Below are 17,722 nucleotides of genomic sequence, written 5' to 3' on the forward strand. Positions count from 1 at the left end.
AAGAGCTGGCCAGAAAATCGGATGCGATAAAGCAGTCAGGCAAGCGTCGGATTAACCGACGCTGCCTTCGAGCGAAATGCCAATCAACTTCTGCGCCTCAACGGCGAATTCCATTGGCAGTTCCTGGATGACTTCCTTCACGAAACCATTGACGATGAGGGCAATTGCCTCTTCTTGTGGAATACCGCGCTGCATAACGTAGAACAGCTGGTCGTCGGAAATCTTCGAGGTGGTTGCCTCGTGCTCAAACTGTGCCGTGGCGTTCTTCGCCTCGATATAAGGCACAGTATGCGCTCCGCAATCGTTGCCGATCAGGAGACTATCGCACTGGGTGAAGTTACGGGCATTGGTCGCCTTGCGATGGGCTGAAACCTGTCCGCGATAGGTATTGTTGGAGTTTCCTGCCGAAATACCCTTGGAGATGATGCGGCTCGACGTGTTTTTGCCGAGGTGAATCATCTTGGTGCCGCTGTCGATCTGCTGATAGCCGTTGGAAACAGCAATCGAGTAGAATTCGCCGCGTGAATCATCACCGCGAAGAATGCAGGACGGGTATTTCCAGGTAATAGCCGAGCCGGTTTCAACCTGTGTCCAGGAGATTTTGGAACGGTCGCCACGGCAATCGCCACGCTTAGTCACGAAGTTATAGATGCCGCCCTTACCGTTGACATCGCCGGGATACCAGTTCTGAACGGTCGAGTATTTGATCTCGGCATCATCAAGCGCGATCAGTTCAACAACCGCCGCGTGAAGCTGGTTTTCGTCGCGTTGTGGTGCAGTGCAACCTTCGAGATAGGAGACGTAAGCGCCCTCTTCCGCGATGATCAGCGTGCGTTCGAACTGGCCCGTATTCTTTTCATTGATACGGAAATAGGTCGAAAGCTCCATCGGGCAACGAACGCCCTTAGGCACGTAAACAAACGAACCATCTGTGAAGACGGCCGAATTTAGCGTCGCATAATAATTGTCCGAAACAGGAACCACCGAAGCGAGATACTTCTGAACCAGTTCAGGATGCTCGCGAATAGCTTCGGAGATCGAGCAGAAGATTACGCCAGCTTTGGCAAGCTCTGCCTTAAACGTGGTAACAACCGAAATACTGTCGAACACCGCATCAACAGCCACGCGGCCTGATGCATAGACATTGTCCGATGGATTGCCGTCGATTTCGCTTGGGTCGCCCTGCTTGCGCACGCCAGCAAGAATCTCCTGCTCACGCAAAGGAATGCCAAGCTTTTCATAGGTGCGAAGCAGTTCCGGGTCGACTTCATCCAGCGATTTCGGGCCGGTCTGATTCTTCGGTGCTGCGTAATAATAAAGATCCTGAAAGTCGATTTTGGGGTAATCGACGCGCGCCCATGTTGGCTCTTCCATAGTAAGCCAACGTTCATAGGCCTTGAGACGCCACTCCAGCATCCATTCCGGTTCGTCTTTTTTAGCGGAAATGAAGCGAATGATGTCTTCGTTCAGACCCTTCGGGGCCTTTTCGGATTCGATGGTTGTCTCAAATCCGTATTTATACTGGTCCACGTCCAAGCCGCGAACCTGATCAATGGTCTCCTGCACTGCAGGCATTGGCGTTCTCCATCCTCGTCGAATTCAAGGTTCGACAGTTGCAAACGTCAGGGCGATGATAGCCGTTATCGTCGCCACAATATAGTGTGCGTGACGCTTCTTTAAAACCTTTCTAAACTCAATTTCAAGCCCAGCTTTAAATTTGCTGATAAAATTATGAGGAAATTGGGAATCTTTATCGCCCCAGCGCGGATTGTCACCACAATCGCACCTACTACTCAGGTTCTTGGCATTATTTTCGTCTGGCAAACAGCCCATATTCACATTCATACCAACTGTGAGTGGCACTTAAATAAGTATCCATTGCAAACTTAGCTCAAAGTCAGTATCTGCCATTTTTGTGATGAGCATCTATATTAAGGCACCTTAATATAAGCCGAGACAGAATTATTATTGTTGATCAAAGATCAAGATATAAATGAGGCTGGAGAATTCAATTGAGCTGCCCGACTATAGCAACCCTCTCTTCAATACCTTCACGGTTTAATTTGCTTCAGCCAACACTCAAATCACTTTTGCGGCAAAGTCTGAAGTTTTCAGAGGTTAGGCTATACATTCCGACAAGCTATCGACGATTTCCTGATTGGGACGGAAAGCTTCCTGAGGTGCCAGAGGGCGTGACAATTCACCGTTGCGAGAAGGATTATGGGCCTGCAACAAAGGTACTCCCTGCAGCACAAGACCTTAAAGGCCAAGACGTCGACATTTTGTTTTGCGACGATGATAAAATATATGATCGCGGATGGCACCATCGGTTCAAAACTGAAGCTTCCCTGAAACCAAATACATGCATTATTGAAGTTGGAGAAACGTTTCCGGATATCTCGGATAGTTGTCGCCCAAAAGATAGACTGCCGCGAAGCCGGTGGAAAAATAAAGATCTAAACTATAGAATGAAGCGGATTCTAAGCCTTTTTCTGACAAAACCTAATCTTACTTCAAGCGGGTATGCTGATCAGATTTCCGGTTTTGCTGGCGTTTTAGTACGTCCGGAATGGTTTGACGATCTGTTCTATGAAATCCCTGACGTTATGTGGACCGTCGATGACCCCTGGATATCAGGTCATCTGGAGCGCGTGGGGATTGCGATATGGAACACCGGAAAGCGAAAAAATCTTCCTGAAAATGAAGGAAGTTCGGTCGACGCACTTTTGAACCTCGTTCAGGAAGGTCATGATCGAGTAGAGGCTGATTTGCTTGTGATCGATTACTTTCGTGAAAAATATAATATTTGGACCAAGTGCGGTCCGGTTGATCCGCAGACCTGTTTGAGAACGACTTCTATGCGAGAAATGCTCAGACGACATCAAGTGGAGTTGAGCTAGTTAAAGTAGCTGAATTCCCCGGCCTAATCCGGGGTCTTCAAAATCACACATGGCCATCAATTGTTTTAGCGCGCTCGTGACGGGCGACGATTTTGCGCAGAACGTCCAGGAACCGGTCAACGGAATCCGTCGAAGTTTCTGGCTCAATCGAAACGCGGATCGCGCCGGGGCCATCTTCCTGCCCCATAGCGGCCAACACGTGGCTCGGCCCCACTTTGCCTGAAGAGCAAGCTGACCCCGCCGACAATGCTATGCCGCCAAGATCGAATGCGATCTGCACTGTCTCGGCTTTTTGACCATCGAGCGAAAAAAAAGTGGTGTTCGGCAGGCGATCAACAGCTTTGCCGTGAATGGTTGCATCGGGTGTGATTTCCATAAGCCCGGCTTCCAGCCTGTCACGCGATTGCGAAGACCAGCCATCGCCATTCAATCGTTCTGCCGCAATGTCAGCAGCTTTCCCAAAACCAGCAATAAGGGGCAGCGCCTCGGTGCCAGCCCGATGACCTTTTTCCTGACCGCCACCGCGAACCAATGCTTTTGGCATCATCAGATCGGAAATCGCAATAACTGCACCGACCCCCTTCGGCCCACCAATCTTGTGTGATGAGATTATTAAGTAATCGCCGCAATTATCGGTAATATCTAATTTAATACGACCTGCGGCCTGTACCGCATCAACAACGAATATACCGCCCGACGCTTTGACAACTGCTGCAATATCGCGAATTGGTTGGATCACGCCAGTTTCATTGTTTGCGGCCTGAACGGCAACAAGCGGCAAGCCGGCGCTTTTGTCATGCGCTTTGAGCGCTTGTTCCAAAGCTTCAAGACGCAGAATACCGTTTTCATCAACGGGAATAACGGAGATGTTTTCCGGGGCAAACTGCCCACCAGCCAGCATGCATGGATGCTCGGTCGCACTTATATAGAGATGTGAAAGACGCACCGGCGAGCGACCCATCATGTAAACTGGCGTCAGAAGTGTGGATGCGGCTTCCGTAGCACCCGATGTGAAGAAGACATGATCCGACTTAGCATTCACAAGCGCTGCCACGCTGCGCCGCGCCGATTCGACGAGCGCACGTGCGGCTCGTCCTTCACGATGTACGGATGAAGGATTGCCGGTAATGCCTAATGCCTCGATGACCGCATTGCGTGCTTCATCGAGCAATGGCGCACTGGCATTATAGTCCAGATAGAGCCTCTTGCCGGTTCCGATCACCGATACTATCTCCTAAGCGAAGCCTTTAAGTGGCGATAAGCGCAATTTTCTTGAATTTTCAGTCAGGAAAAGCCTATTAAGCCACACTAGGTACTGAACTACGGTCCAGTCTAACGAAATTTCAAATCGGTTCTAGAAGCGGCGCACTGTTACGTCAAGTTCGCCAACCGAGAGCCGATCTTCCGATCACCAGCGGAGTACACATGCCAGAAGTCATTTTCAACGGCCCAGCCGGACGCCTTGAAGGCCGCTATCAGCCTTCACGCGAAAAGAACGCACCGATTGCGCTCATCCTGCACCCGCATCCGCAGTTCGGTGGAACCATGAACAACAAGATCGTTTATGATCTGTTTTACATGTTCCAGAGCCGCGGCTTTACCACGCTTCGCTTCAACTTCCGCGGCATCGGCCGCAGCCAAGGCGAGTTCGACCATGGCGCGGGCGAATTGTCCGATGCAGCAAGCGCGCTTGATTGGGTTCAGGCTTTGCATCCCGATTCCAAGAATTGCTGGGTTGCTGGTTATTCTTTCGGCTCATGGATCGGTATGCAGCTTTTGATGCGCCGCCCAGAAATCGAAGGCTTTATCTCGGTTGCACCGCAGCCAAATACCTATGACTTCGCGTTCCTTGCTCCTTGCCCATCGTCAGGCCTGATTATCCATGGCGATCAGGACAAGGTTGCACCGCCGAAGGACGTGCAGGTGCTCGTCGATAAGCTCAAGACGCAGAAGGGCATTACGATCACCCAGAACACAATGCCGGGTGCAAACCACTTCTTTACTGGGCAAGGTGATCTTCTGATCGACGAGTGCACCGAATATCTGGACCGCCGTCTTGCTGGCGAACTGGTTGAAGTGCGCCAGAAGCGCCTGCGTTAAACGCTCTATAAATTAGCTTTATGAAAGTCCGGTGCGTTTTGCTACCGGGCTTTTATTTTGGCGGAAAAACCAGAACGCCGCCCGACAGCGGCTGATTGCAGCCTGTTGTTGTAGGATATGTCAGTGGAAGCCCGCGCATGGAACGCACAGCCAGATAGGCCCATGCTTCCGCTTCCATTGCGTCACCGTCGATACCCACATTATCCGCATCAACGACACGCGCGCCTTCGCGTTCAGCAAGCGCACTCAGCTCAGACATAATGGCCGCATTCTTACGCCCGCCACCGCTCACCACATAGGTTCGGGGCTGTGACGGCAAATGCGATGCAGAGCGCAGAATAGCCGCAGCACTCACATAGGCGAGCGTGCGTGCACCTGTCGCCAAATCCGTAGCGCCTTTTGCAGGAACAACGAAATCGCCACGATCAAGGGACCGACGGTGATTCCCTTTGAAAAACGCGTGATCGAGATAGCGAGCTGCCAGAGCGTCATCCACGACACCGCTCATGGCCGTTATGCCGCCGGCATCAAAACTGCCCTGCTCATTCAGTTCCATCCACTGATCAATCAGCATGTTGCCCGGCCCGCTATCATAAGCCATCAGCCTACCTGCTTCATCGACATAAGTGAGGTTGGAGATGCCACCAATGTTAACGAAGACGACCGGCCCTTCGAGACCTGAAGGCAAGTTGGCAGCGAGTGCCGCGTGATAGGCCGGGATCAATGGCGCGCCCTCGCCGCCATGTCGCATATCTTCAGCACGCATATCGTAGACGACTGGAATGCCGGTTTCTGCCGCAAGCAATGCTCCATCTCCAATCTGTACCGTGAGCGCCTCACGCGGGCGATGCAGCACGGTCTGACCATGAAACCCGATCACATCGATCTCTTCCGGCTTCAACGAATGTTCATAGAGAAAGTCTTGAACGGCAATCGCATGAAGAAGGGTTTGGTCGCGTTCAAGTTGCTTTAGAATACCGGGGCGCTCATTGCGATCACTGATACTACGCGCATCATTAAGAGCTGCCTTCAACCGTGCGCGAAATCCATCAGAATAAGACACAGCACTCGACGGTCCGCGTTCGACCAAATTCTCGCCATCAGTGGTCACAAGAGCAATATCGATACCATCCATCGAAGTACCGCTCATCAACCCAATTGCGCGTTTCAAATCGGCCATACCGGACTTTCCTTGTTATTCCCGCTTGAATGATGCTAAAGGCAAATTATCATAAGGCGGTAAGCACTTACTTACCGTTATTTCCATTCTCGCCTAATCAGTCAGGAAAAGGGCATGTCCGGTTTTAAATCCGATTTTCTTCGCACGCTTTCCGAGCGCGGCTTTATTCATCAAATGTCTGATGAAAGCGGCCTCGATGAATTGTTGGTCAAGGAAACCGTGACGGCCTATATTGGCTTTGATCCGACAGCGCCGAGCCTTCACGCTGGCGGTCTGATCCAGATCATGATGCTGCACTGGTTCCAGCAGACTGGCCATCGCGCCGTAGCCCTTATGGGCGGCGGCACCGGCATGGTTGGCGATCCATCCTTCAAGGATGAGGCACGCAAGCTGATGACCGAAGATACGATCGCGGATAATATCGCCGGTATTAAACGCGTCTTCGCAAACTACCTGACTTTCGGCGAAGGTCCGAAAGACGCGCTTATGGTCAATAATGCTGACTGGCTGCGCGATATTAATTATCTCGAATTCCTGCGCGATGTGGGCCGCCATTTCTCAGTCAACCGCATGTTGTCTTTTGATTCGGTCAAAACACGCCTTGATCGTGAACAGTCGCTTTCGTTCCTCGAATTCAACTACATGATCTTGCAGGCCTACGATTTCGTAGAACTCAGCAAGCGCTATGACATGCGCTTGCAGATGGGCGGTTCAGATCAATGGGGCAATATCATCAACGGTATCGATCTCGGTCACCGTATGGGTACGCCGCAGCTCTACGCCCTCACCTCGCCTTTGCTGACCACAGCTTCAGGCCAGAAAATGGGCAAGTCGCTGGGCGGTGCTATCTGGCTTAACGCCGATATGCTCAGTGCCTATGACTTCTGGCAATACTGGCGCAATACAGAAGACGCTGACGTAGAACGCTTCCTGAAGCTCTACACAACGCTGCCTTTGGATGAAATTGCAAAGCTTGCCGCTCTCGGCGGTTCAGAGATCAACGAAGCGAAGAAAATCCTCGCGACCGAGATTACCGCAATTCTGCATGGGCGTGACACTGCAGAAGAAGCTGCTGACACCGCTCGCAAGACTTTCGAAGACGGTGAACTGTCGGAAAACCTTCCAACCGTCGGCGTTCACAAGGCAACGCTTAATGATGGCATCGGTGTGCTTGCGTTAATGGTGCTTGCAGAACTCTGCGCCACCAATGGCGAAGCACGTCGTCACATTGAAGGCGGTGCAGTTCGCATTAACGATGAAATCGTGACCGACCCTCGTTTGTCGATCAATGCATCAGCGCTTAACGAACAAGGTGTTATCAAGGTTTCGCTTGGCAAGAAGCGCCACGTGCTAATCCGCCCTGCTTAATGCAGTAAAACAGTAATAAAAAAGCCCGGCTAAGCCGGGCTTTTTTATTATCCATCAAAACTCAAAGATCGAGCGGAAAATACCCGGCGCGATAATTGAAATCGGGTTGACAATCACTTGTGGTGCTTTAGCAGTGCCTTCAAGCTTGAACGTGATGCCTAAAAGACCACGATCACGTCCGTTGCCCAAAAGCGCACCAAAGATCGGCACTTCACCGAATATCCGGTTCACGCCATAGGCGGGCATAAATGTGCCGGTCATCGACATATTTCCCTGCGGATCATAAAGCGTGCCCTGAAAAGTTGCTCCGACAGTTGGCGACCGAAGCACGCCCTTCGAAAGCTTCAGATATCCCATACCTTTTTCTATCAGTGAGAAGCCGCGCTCCACATCAACGCGGGATACGTCAATATCACGCTTAACGGCCTGGTTAAGGCTTGTGCCACCTGTTGATGGCGAAGAAGAAACAATTTTTGCAAGGCGCGGCTCGTTGATGATCGAAAAGTTTCTGGCATCAATCTGACCGCTCAACGGACCATTGCCCTGCCCCGCCAAGCCAACGGTAATTTTTCCGCCGCGCATCTTATCGTAGAAATCGAAGAAGCGCAGGATTGCACCAGCATCATTGGACTGCAACGAAACAGAACGCGCATCGCCCTGTTCATTATTAGTTGCGACAAATGACTCCCCGGAAGACGTCTGGGCGTTTACGGACACACCAGAGATTTTGCTTCCTGCACTTTCATAAGAAACGGCAACATTGCGCAGGGCCTCGTCATTAAACCCTGTAACCTGATCAATCTGCGCACTCACAACAACGCGTGTAGTGTCGCCTTTGGAGCCACCAGTTTTCTTGCCAACATCAGAAAACTGCTTGATCAGCGAACGTGCATCAAACTTTGAACCGCTGACATTAACGCGGTATCCACCCGTCCCCTTAGTGGCTTTTATGGCAAGTCGATCAGAACGATTAAGCCGTACATCAGTTAAATCTGCCGACTGGAGATCACCACCAGCGATAGACAGGCTGCCTTTTGCGCCGAATGCATCACCAGTCAGCACGAGGTTGCGAATATCGATCTTGCCATCACTGCCAGCGCTTTTAACGAGGTCAAACTCCGCTTTTGAGGCAATACCGCTGCCTTTACGCCAACCTAGCCAAGGTAAATCAACCTGAGTCTTGTCAAGGTTCGCTACAACATGCCGTTTGCCATTTTCTTCCATTCCAAGATCAATCGAAATTGGTCCTGAGAAGACGTCCTTCAAGCCGGGCAGCAGTTTGTCACGCGACTTGTCGTCGATTTCCAATCGAACTTTCTGGTCACGCTTTGCAGGACCTGAACGATCAACTGGCTCTGTCATTGTAATTTTGGCCGGAATGCCATCAAGCTTTGCATCGGCAGTAATTATCGCAGCCGTCTGATCAACCTTTATACTGCCATCAGCATCAGTAACCTTCGAGCCGCCAACCGGCTTATCGATAGAAAGATTTTTGAAGCCAATATCAGCTTCCCACTTGAGGGTTCCGGGTGGCGGATCTTTCGACACTGCAAAACTGACTTTAACACGCGATTTTACGTCGCCAGTGACATCCTGCGGCATGAAAGGCACGTTTTTAAGAACATCAATCGGCTTTTTTCCGGCGATTTCCGCAATAGCTGCGGCTTGTCCTGACACAAGAAGATCAAGAGTTGCAATAACCGGACGTTGTGGGCCCCAAGGAATAATCAGCGTGCCTTCGGAAACATCTGCCTTCCGGTTGTCGGGCGTGTAAGCAACACCCTTATCAAGCTTGATGGTCGTATGTGCGCCGCGAACGCTCACAGTTCCATTGACATCGCGAACAGGCGGTAATTCACCAATGACATCAAAGCGCGTCTGTTCGACATTAAAATCAGCTTTTATTTCTTCGCCCGTGAGCGGTGGAGGAAGTCCGGGACCATTAAAGCGACCGCCCGCCAAGGATATGTCGATACGGCTATCTTTCAGGCGACCACCATACAAATTCTTCAATACCCAGGCACGTGCACCGTCAGCAACGTCGATAGGCCAAAGATGCTTTGCATCAGCGACAAGCATATCCGGAATGCGCAGCATGAAAATCATTTCGGGCGAACCGCTGCCAAAGCCAATACTTCCCTGACCGTAGAGTTCACCATTTTCGGTTTGAACATCGAGATTTGAGAACTGGATCCGCTGCTGTTTCGAAAAGAAACTTCCAGCAATACGCACTCCAAACGACAGCTGCGGGTCGTTCGACTCAGCTGGCATACTCGTCGCTGAAGTGGTCAGTATTTCAAAACGATAACTCGGGTCCGAAGCTGCATTTTCGGCCTGAAAATCTGGGCCGAAGGCACCATTGAACTGAGCCTGCAATCCACCCAACTGAACGCGCGACGGCAACACTTCAATCTTTTGACTACCAACGGAGTGTTCCAGCCTCAGCACAGCCGAGCCACGCACATCCTCAACACGTCCAAGCTGCATGTCGATACCATTAACGGCTAACTCAGCACCGATTGTATCTGGTTCCTCAGCATGAGCCGTTTTGCCAGAGAGCGAAAGACTGGCATTGCCTTTGAGTTCAAAGTGGGCAGGATTAACCCGATTGCCATCGATAATTGGCGCGACTTCAGCAGGTGAACCCAAGTCGAGGGGAATATTGCTAATAATGACCTTGAACGCATCAAGTTCATTATCTTGGCCCTTACGATCGATATTGCCATCAAGGGCAATTACCTTGCCGTTCCAGACAACAGTGCCATCCAGTTTAATGTGGCCTGCATCTTCAACCAGTCGCAGCTTTCTGATTTCGATGCTCTGCTGATTATCTCCAGCCTTAAACCGCACCGTTGTATTCATCAGGCTCAGGGCCTGTGTATTCTGGTCATGTAACAGTTCAAGATTTCGGCGCATCGCGGAAAAAAGATCATCGGAAAGCGCGTCAAAATCTACAAAACCGCGCTTGTCATAGGGTAGAGACTTCCAGAACCCTGCGCCTTCCTGTTCTGGCAAATCAAAAGCTGCGCCATCGATTTCCAATTCCGCAACCCGCACATTGCCGGTCAAAAGTGGAAGTGGTGCAAGCCCGAGGCGTACAGACTTAATATTCTGGATTTCAATGCGCTGCTTGGGATCAGAAATTGAGACATCACGAGCCTCTAAGGCCACCAGACTATTCTGATCAAGTGAAAGTCCAGCACTTCCAATTGAAGCAGATGCTTGATCACCGAGTACACGGGTCAAAGTTTTCTGAGCTTCTTCACGCAACATATTGCTGGTCACGCCGCCACGCAAAACAACAAAACCGACGCCGCCGATCAGAACAAGTACAATACACAGTGACAGAAATGCATGAGAGCACAAGGAAACGAATGAGCGTTTGCGACGTCCGATTACGAACACGCCTCCATCATCTCCGTCAGCTGCCAGACGCTCGATTCTCTTCATCTCGCGCTTGGAAAAGCGTATTTTGTGCTCTTTCTCAGTCAATATTCCAGCCGACCACCTGATTTCTCTATTTAAAACATCTCATAAAATGAATCATGAGAACTCAATAATATACTGTTTTTATTAACTTATATTCGATCAGTAGACCGATCTTGTGCTTCTTTAGCCTCTCCCAGAAGATAGACCGGTCGCTGCCTTAGTTTCGCTACGTTGCACAAGACTGATGCGAGTGCGATAGCTTTAAGTGTAACAGGCAGTTTACTCGTATATCTACAAAAGAAAGGCTTAGATATGGCTCGTCCCCAAATTGGAGATCTGGCACCGGACTTCACTTTGCCATCAGATAATGACAGCATTAGTCTGTCATCTCTCAAAGGCAATCCAGTCGTTCTTTATTTCTATCCAAAGGACGATACTTCTGGTTGTACAAAAGAAGCCATAGCTTTCTCTCAGCTCAAACCTGAGTTCGACAAGTTGAATGTACGTGTCATTGGTCTCTCGCCGGATAGCGCGGAAAAGCATGCTAAATTTCGCAAAAAGCACGAATTGACCGTCGATCTGGCGGCAGATGAAGACAAGACCGTGCTTGAAGCATACGGTGTCTGGCTCGAAAAGAGCATGTATGGCCGCAAATATATGGGTGTTGAAAGAACGACGTTTCTGATCGATGCAGAAGGTCGTATTGCGAAAATCTGGGAAAAAGTAAAAGTCGATGGCCATGCGCAAGCTGTATTAGAGGCTGCACGCGCGCTTTGATCCGACAATAAGGGCAATGCGTGTAAAAGGATTGCCCTTATAAATTCTCGTATATGCGAGTATTGCGAAAGCTTCGGAAAAGCTTTGTTAACCATGATAAGGTGCAATAGAATCAAATATCTGGGATGCAAAGACGACCAGCATGATAAAAAAGTGGAACAAGCCAGGAAACGACGGATGCATTGAGCATCTTAATGAACCGGCCGCCCGGCACTGGTCCACGAAATGGGTACGAACGTCAGTTTTTGGTGCTGTAGCTTTCGTTCTCGCTGTGGGTGGCGGCGTTTATACGACGTTTGAAAACCTCACTGAAAAATCACAACAATCAAATAGCAAGCTCGCATCGCTTTTTAAAAAGCCACTGGTGATGCAACCACTGCCTGAGATGCCATCGGAATCACCGCCCGGCATGTCCGTTCAGCCAGAGCGTTTATCACCGCAAGATGCGCTGACAATTCAGAAAATCGACACGATCATCACTGGCCCACGTACACACAAGCCACGCCCCATTGTAGAGCGCGCAGCGTCAAAAGACTCCTGAGTGATCCAAGAATAGGCTGCATAAAAAACCCGGCATATAGCCGGGTTTTTAGCATCTTTATCAACACGAAGATCAGTCAATGTCTTCGATAAGTTCAGCGCCACCATGAATACGGTGTGCAAGAGCGGCTTCCATGAACGGCGACACCGCACCATCCAAAACTTCTTGCGGGTTGGTGCTTTCAACGCCGGTACGCAGATCTTTGACCAGCTGGTAAGGCTGCAAAACATAAGAACGAATCTGATGTCCCCAGCCAATATCTGTCTTGCTGGCATTGGCTGCATCCGCCACAGCTTCGCGCTTTTTCAGCTCTTCTTCGTAAAGACGAGCGCGCAACATAGCCCAGGCTTTTTCACGGTTCTTATGCTGCGAACGTTCGGCCTGACACTGCACAACCACGCCACTGGCGATATGCGTAATGCGCACCGCTGAGTCCGTAGTATTAACGTGCTGACCACCAGCACCCGAAGCACGATACGTATCAATGCGAACATCGGCTTCTGTTACCTGAACATCGATATTATCATCCACGACAGGGTAAACCCAGATACTAGCAAACGATGTGTGGCGGCGCGCATTCGAATCGTAAGGCGAAATGCGCACCAGGCGATGAACGCCCGATTCCGTCTTTGCCATACCATAGGAATTATGGCCTTTAATCAGGATCGTCGCAGACTTGATGCCAGCTTCTTCGCCGTAATGCACTTCCATCACTTCGACCTTGCGCCCACTGCGCTCGGCCCAGCGTGTATACATACGCAAAAGCATTGACGCCCAATCCTGACTTTCGGTGCCGCCTGCGCCAGCATGGACTTCAAGATAGGTGTCATTCGCATCGGCTTCACCCGAAAGCAGCATGTCGATCTGGCGTCGATCAACATCCAACTTCAGCTCGCGAATGGTATTTTCCGCATCAGTGATGATCGACTTGTCACCTTCCTCTTCGCCCATGGCGATGAGTTCGATACTATCGTTCAGCGTCTGTCTCAGCGCATTGATGCCGTTTATGCTATCTTCCAATTGCTGACGCTCACGCATCAACTTCTGGGCTTCCTGTGCATCATTCCAAAGGGTCGGATCTTCAGCTCTCTGGTTCAGATAGCCCAGACGTTTGATTGCCTGATCCCAGTCAAAGATGCCTCCTCAGCAGGCTTATGGCCTGCTGGATTTCGTCAACCAGCGTCTCGATTTCCGCGCGCATGGGCAAATCGTTCCTTCAATTATTCCGCATATATGTGGAGAGAACCTAAGCCCTATCAGAGCAAGCCTCACACTTTTAAAAGGAGTGGCAAATAGCCATCCAAGCGCCGCGGACCATAGTTAGCACGCGACGCAGTGTAAAGAGGGAGAGGTCAGTAAAGTCCGCCCGAACCCGAATTGATTGCACGGGTTGCTTGTGGTGATTGTGGCTGAACGGGTGACCCCTCCCGGAACTGATCCATACCGATAACTGAATAGGTATCAGACGGCCCTGTTCCAGGCTTAAATGCTTCCATAATCAGGTTTGGATCACCCTGATTGGTGCGCATCCCTGTCTTCCGATTAATCGCAATCAGCGTCATGCCTTCCGGTACACGGAAATCAACCTTCGGAGTACCGGCCAGAGCTTGAGTCATAAAGTCTTTGAACACCGGGGCTGCCAAACCGCCGCCAGTACCACCACGACCCAGCGGCGTCGGCGTGTCATAGCCCATGAAGACACCAACAACGAGGTCTGGTGTAAAGCCTACAAACCACGCATCTTTTTCGTCGTTCGTGGTGCCGGTCTTGCCAGCAAGCGGGCGATCAAGACTCTTAAGCAACTGTGCTGTACCGCGCTGAACCACACCTTCCATCATCGACGTGATCTGGTAAGCAGTCATCGGATCAAGCACCTGATCGCGATTATCGATCAGTGTTGGTTCTTCCTGATTAGACCATTGCTGCGTATTGCAGCCCTCGCACTGACGACCGTCATGTTTGAAAACGGTTTTGCCGTAACGATCCTGAATACGATCGATCATCGAAGGTGTTATGCTCTGTCCGCCATTCGCGATGACCGAGTAAGCTGTCACCATTCGCAGAACGGTGGTTTCGCCAGCGCCCAACGACATCGACAGGACCGGGAGCATCTTGTCATAGACGCCAAAACGTTCCGCATATTCAGCGACCGTCTTCATGCCCATGTCCTGCGCAAGGCGCACGGTCATGACGTTGCGCGACTGCTCAATACCATAACGCAGTGTCGAAGGACCGGAGAACTTACCGGAGTAGTTCTTTGGTGCCCATACGCCGAGCGAACCGCCCTGATTGACTTCCAGCGGACCATCCAAAACAACGGATGCTGGTGTGTAGCCATTGTCGAGAGCCGCAGAATAAACAAAAGGTTTGAATGAGGAACCGGGCTGACGATAAGCCTGTGTTGCGCGGTTAAACTCTGATTGCCCATAGGAGAAACCGCCGACCATCGCGAGAACGCGGCCTGTATGCGGATCCATAGCAACCATTGCTCCCTGAAGTTTCGGAGGCTGTTGTAAGCGGAAACGAGATTCACCGTCTCCAGCTTTGGAAACATAAACAATATCTCCGGCCTTCAAGACACCTTCCGGCGACTTGGCGCTACCGCGCTTACCGTCGATATTCGTAACACGCATAGCCCACTTCATATCATCGGCAGCAATGAACGCCCGCGTACGCTCTTTTCCACGGAAACCGGAGCCACCGATAGCAGGCTGCAAACCAATATCTGCGCCAGCAGCAGAGACGTTGAGAACAACAGCCAACTGCCATTCAGGTACGTCTTCAAATGACTGCATGTCGCCAAATGCTGCCGCCCAGTCACTGCCAAGCTCTGCATGTTTCAAAGGACCGCGCCAGCCACGAGCTTCATCGTAGCGCAAAAGAGCAGTTTGCAGCGACTTACGTGCTTCGGTCTGCATCGTCGGATTGAGCGTCGTGCGAACAGACAGACCACCTTCATAAAGCGCATCAACACCGTATTTCTGGATAATCTGACGACGTACTTCTTCACTGAAATATTCAGATGCGAAGAGATAATGAGTAGCCGTCCGTGTGTTCACACCAAGCGGCTGCTTCTTGGCCTCTTCAGCTTCCTGCGTCGTAATATAGCCGTTCTCAGCCATGCGATCGATAACCCAGTTGCGGCGTTCCATCGCGCGGTCCGGGTAACGGAATGGATGATAATTGTTCGGCCCCTTTGGCAAAGCCGCCAGATAAGCTGCATCCGCAATGCTCAACTCACCAACCGACTTATCGAAATAGGTCAGCGCAGCACTGGCAATACCGTATGAACCGAGACCAAAGAAAATTTCATTGAGGTAAAGCTCAAGAATGCGGTCTTTCGAGTAAGCCTGCTCAATTCGCATCGCTAGAATTGCTTCTTTAATCTTACGATCGTAAGTCTGATTTGACGAAAGAAGGAAGTTCTTTGCAACCTGCTGCGTGATCGTCGAAGCACCAACCGGGCGACGACCAGATCCCAGATTCTTCACATTGGTAAGAACCGCACGAGCGAGACCACCAAAATCCAGACCGTGATGCTCATAGAAGGTTTTATCTTCGGCAGAAATAAAGGCTGCTTTCACACGGTTTGGCACCGCCTGAATTGGCAGATACATCCGGCGTTCGCGCGCATATTCTGCCATCAGACTACCGTCAGACGCGTGAACGCGTGTCATGACTGGTGGCTCGTATTTTGCGAGCACTTCGTAATCAGGCAATTCCTTAGTCACGCCCCCGATATAAACAGCCACTCCGCCGGCTACTATGAGCGCGAAAACTGTACCTATACCGAAGAAATATCCGATAAGCCTTACCATGAATCCGGATTCCCGCCTTCAGATCGTTCGAAAAACTAAAGAGCCACTAAAATTATGCTCATCAATCTGTGCCGTGTTGGCAATAACTGGTTTAGTGACCAGCAAATGCGTCAAAGGCAAGATCGTTTCCATGTTTTTACCGATTTAAAGTCATACAAACACGTACCGACCATAAAAATACGTAAAACTGTTGCATGCATGCATCTTATAAGCTGGGAGAAATATCAACCCCCACTAAACATTACATTATTTTAACCCCGGGACAAAGCCCCAGGGTGTTTTTGCATTTCAAAAGCCTTTATCGCCGTTGCAATGCGATCAGCGAGTTTACGGCGCCATTGCGGATTACTGATGAGCTTCTCATCTTCCGCGTTGGAAAGATAACCAATTTCAATCAACACCGATGGCACATCCGGTGCACGCAGCACCTGAAAACCCGCAAAACGATGCGGATTGTTGATCAGGTTAACCTCACCCTGCAAAGCGCCGATCACTTTTTCAGCAAAGCTCAGCGAAAACGTATGCGTTTCGCGACGTGTGAGATCGAGCAGAATATCAGCGACTTCAGGAAGTTCTTCAGGAGCAGCGCCACCGATGCTATCCGACTTGTTTTCACGCTCAGCCATAGCGCGCGCGACCGAGTCAGATGCCTTGTCAGAGATTGTATAAACAGTAGCGCCCCGAATATCACCCTGATTGATCGTATCTGCGTGGATGGAAATGAAAAGATCGGCTGAGTGCTGGCGCGCGAGGCGCACTCGCTCCGACAAGCGCAGGAAAGTGTCGTCATCTCGTGTCATCAAAACCTTGATGTTGCTTTCCTTAGCGAGACGATCACGCAGCTCCTGCCCGAAAGCGAGCGTCAAATCCTTTTCTTTAATACCGCTCAGGCTTTCAGCACCGCTATCAATGCCGCCATGCCCCGGATCAATCATCACGATAAAAGGGCGTGTTTCATTGTCTGTCGCAGGCGATACGGCTTTCACGCCAGTCGATCCAGTAACCTCGTGTGGTGCAGCAAGTTTCGCTTCAAATTGTTGATCTGAGGTCGCAACGATGTCTGCAACAAGACGATAACCTGAGGTCGTTTCGTTTTTGATTACCTGTACGTTTTCTACATCGAACGGCCCGCGCAATGTCAAAATGAGCCTTGAGCGGTTTTTGCCAACAGAACCATAGCGGACACGCGATACAATCCCCCTCGCCGCCAAGCTGTTTTCGTCGAAACCAAAGCGCGTTTCAGGAAGATCAAAAACCAAACGATGGGGATTGGCGAGAGTAAGCGTCGAAAACTTCGGCTCCTGATCAAACATAACGACAACGCGCATCCGCAGATCATCGCCCGCCATACGATACGTTAACGCCGACAGCGGCGCATCACTTGCAGCCTTTGCCGAACCGATGTGAAAGAACGCAGAACATAGTATCACCAGAAGCGCGAACATATTCCGCGCGTTCATTTTATTTCTGGCAATATTTTGCAGGCTCAGACAATGCATAGGTGTTCGCGATCTAAACATTAAAAATTCATCGAAAGTTGGCCGTTTAGGCCAAAGCATATGGATGCGTACATTTGATCAATCAAACCGTATCGAATTATGGTTAACAA

At 50.5% G+C, this 17,722-nt stretch carries 12 protein-coding genes and 1 pseudogene; 5 read left to right on the forward strand and 8 right to left on the reverse strand.

The genetic code is table 11. The features are described 5' to 3' along the window. Window positions 1-51: 51 nt before the first annotated feature. Window positions 52-1,575, reverse strand: a complete 1,524-nt coding sequence (gene sufB, locus ACOZHT_RS00175; protein ID WP_339508534.1) for a Fe-S cluster assembly protein SufB — start codon at window positions 1,573-1,575, stop codon at window positions 52-54. Window positions 1,576-1,599: 24 nt separating this feature from the next. Further along, window positions 1,600-1,863: a hypothetical protein gene (locus ACOZHT_RS00180; RefSeq protein ID WP_421565194.1), complete on the reverse strand. Its 264-nt coding sequence runs from the start codon at window positions 1,861-1,863 to the stop codon at window positions 1,600-1,602. A gap of 149 nt (window positions 1,864-2,012) precedes the next feature. Here ACOZHT_RS00180 and ACOZHT_RS00185 point away from each other — a divergent pair, with 149 nt between their 5' ends. Continuing rightward, window positions 2,013-2,900, forward strand: a complete 888-nt coding sequence (locus ACOZHT_RS00185; protein ID WP_339508530.1) for a glycosyltransferase family 2 protein — start codon at window positions 2,013-2,015, stop codon at window positions 2,898-2,900. Between the two features lie 43 nt (window positions 2,901-2,943). On the opposite strand, the gene ACOZHT_RS00190 is transcribed toward ACOZHT_RS00185, so the two are convergent. Next, complete coding sequence (locus tag ACOZHT_RS00190; protein ID WP_339508528.1) at window positions 2,944-4,122, reverse strand: cysteine desulfurase family protein; 1,179 nt, start codon at window positions 4,120-4,122, stop codon at window positions 2,944-2,946. Between the two features lie 203 nt (window positions 4,123-4,325). Here ACOZHT_RS00190 and ACOZHT_RS00195 point away from each other — a divergent pair, with 203 nt between their 5' ends. Continuing rightward, the gene (locus tag ACOZHT_RS00195; RefSeq protein WP_094507100.1) at window positions 4,326-5,000 is read left to right on the forward strand and encodes an alpha/beta hydrolase; all 675 of its coding nucleotides are present in this window, start codon (window positions 4,326-4,328) and stop codon (window positions 4,998-5,000) included. 52 nt (window positions 5,001-5,052) lie between these two features. Here ACOZHT_RS00195 and ACOZHT_RS00200 read toward each other — a convergent pair whose 3' ends face one another. Continuing rightward, window positions 5,053-6,180, reverse strand: a complete 1,128-nt coding sequence (locus tag ACOZHT_RS00200) for an anhydro-N-acetylmuramic acid kinase (protein WP_339508526.1) — start codon at window positions 6,178-6,180, stop codon at window positions 5,053-5,055. Window positions 6,181-6,294: 114 nt separating this feature from the next. On the opposite strand from ACOZHT_RS00200, the gene tyrS reads away from it, so the two are divergent. Beyond that, window positions 6,295-7,548, forward strand: coding sequence for a tyrosine--tRNA ligase (tyrS, locus tag ACOZHT_RS00205; protein WP_250039771.1), 1,254 nt, complete (start codon window positions 6,295-6,297; stop codon window positions 7,546-7,548). A 54-nt stretch (window positions 7,549-7,602) separates the two neighbouring features. Here the strand turns inward: tyrS and ACOZHT_RS00210 are convergent, their stop codons facing one another. After that, window positions 7,603-10,998, reverse strand: coding sequence for a DUF3971 domain-containing protein (locus ACOZHT_RS00210; RefSeq protein ID WP_339508525.1), 3,396 nt, complete (start codon window positions 10,996-10,998; stop codon window positions 7,603-7,605). Window positions 10,999-11,289: 291 nt separating this feature from the next. Here ACOZHT_RS00210 and bcp point away from each other — a divergent pair, with 291 nt between their 5' ends. Beyond that, window positions 11,290-11,754 (forward strand): thioredoxin-dependent thiol peroxidase, encoded by a 465-nt coding sequence (bcp, locus tag ACOZHT_RS00215; protein WP_339508524.1) that lies wholly within the window; start codon window positions 11,290-11,292, stop codon window positions 11,752-11,754. A 142-nt stretch (window positions 11,755-11,896) separates the two neighbouring features. Continuing rightward, window positions 11,897-12,295, forward strand: a complete 399-nt coding sequence (locus ACOZHT_RS00220; protein WP_339508523.1) for a hypothetical protein — start codon at window positions 11,897-11,899, stop codon at window positions 12,293-12,295. Window positions 12,296-12,367: 72 nt separating this feature from the next. Here ACOZHT_RS00220 and prfB read toward each other — a convergent pair. The 3 genes and pseudogenes from prfB to ACOZHT_RS00235 form a co-directional block, all read right to left on the reverse strand. Further along, window positions 12,368-13,496, reverse strand: a protein-coding gene (gene prfB / locus ACOZHT_RS00225) for a peptide chain release factor 2 (RefSeq protein ID WP_339508522.1) whose coding sequence is annotated in 2 segments (ribosomal slippage) — window positions 12,368-13,426 and window positions 13,428-13,496 — 1,128 coding nt in all. Because the reading frame shifts where the segments join, the coding sequence is not laid out codon by codon here. Window positions 13,497-13,647: 151 nt separating this feature from the next. Continuing rightward, on the reverse strand, window positions 13,648-16,113 hold the full coding sequence (locus ACOZHT_RS00230; RefSeq protein WP_339508521.1) for a penicillin-binding protein 1A: 2,466 nt from the start codon (window positions 16,111-16,113) through the stop codon (window positions 13,648-13,650). 251 nt (window positions 16,114-16,364) lie between these two features. Continuing rightward, a pseudogene (locus ACOZHT_RS00235) lies at window positions 16,365-17,489 on the reverse strand (N-acetylmuramoyl-L-alanine amidase); the annotation flags it as partial. Window positions 17,490-17,722 lie beyond the last annotated feature (233 nt).

It is taken from the genome of Ochrobactrum sp. EDr1-4, from assembly GCF_049199085.1.
GTDB lineage: Bacteria > Pseudomonadota > Alphaproteobacteria > Rhizobiales > Rhizobiaceae > Brucella.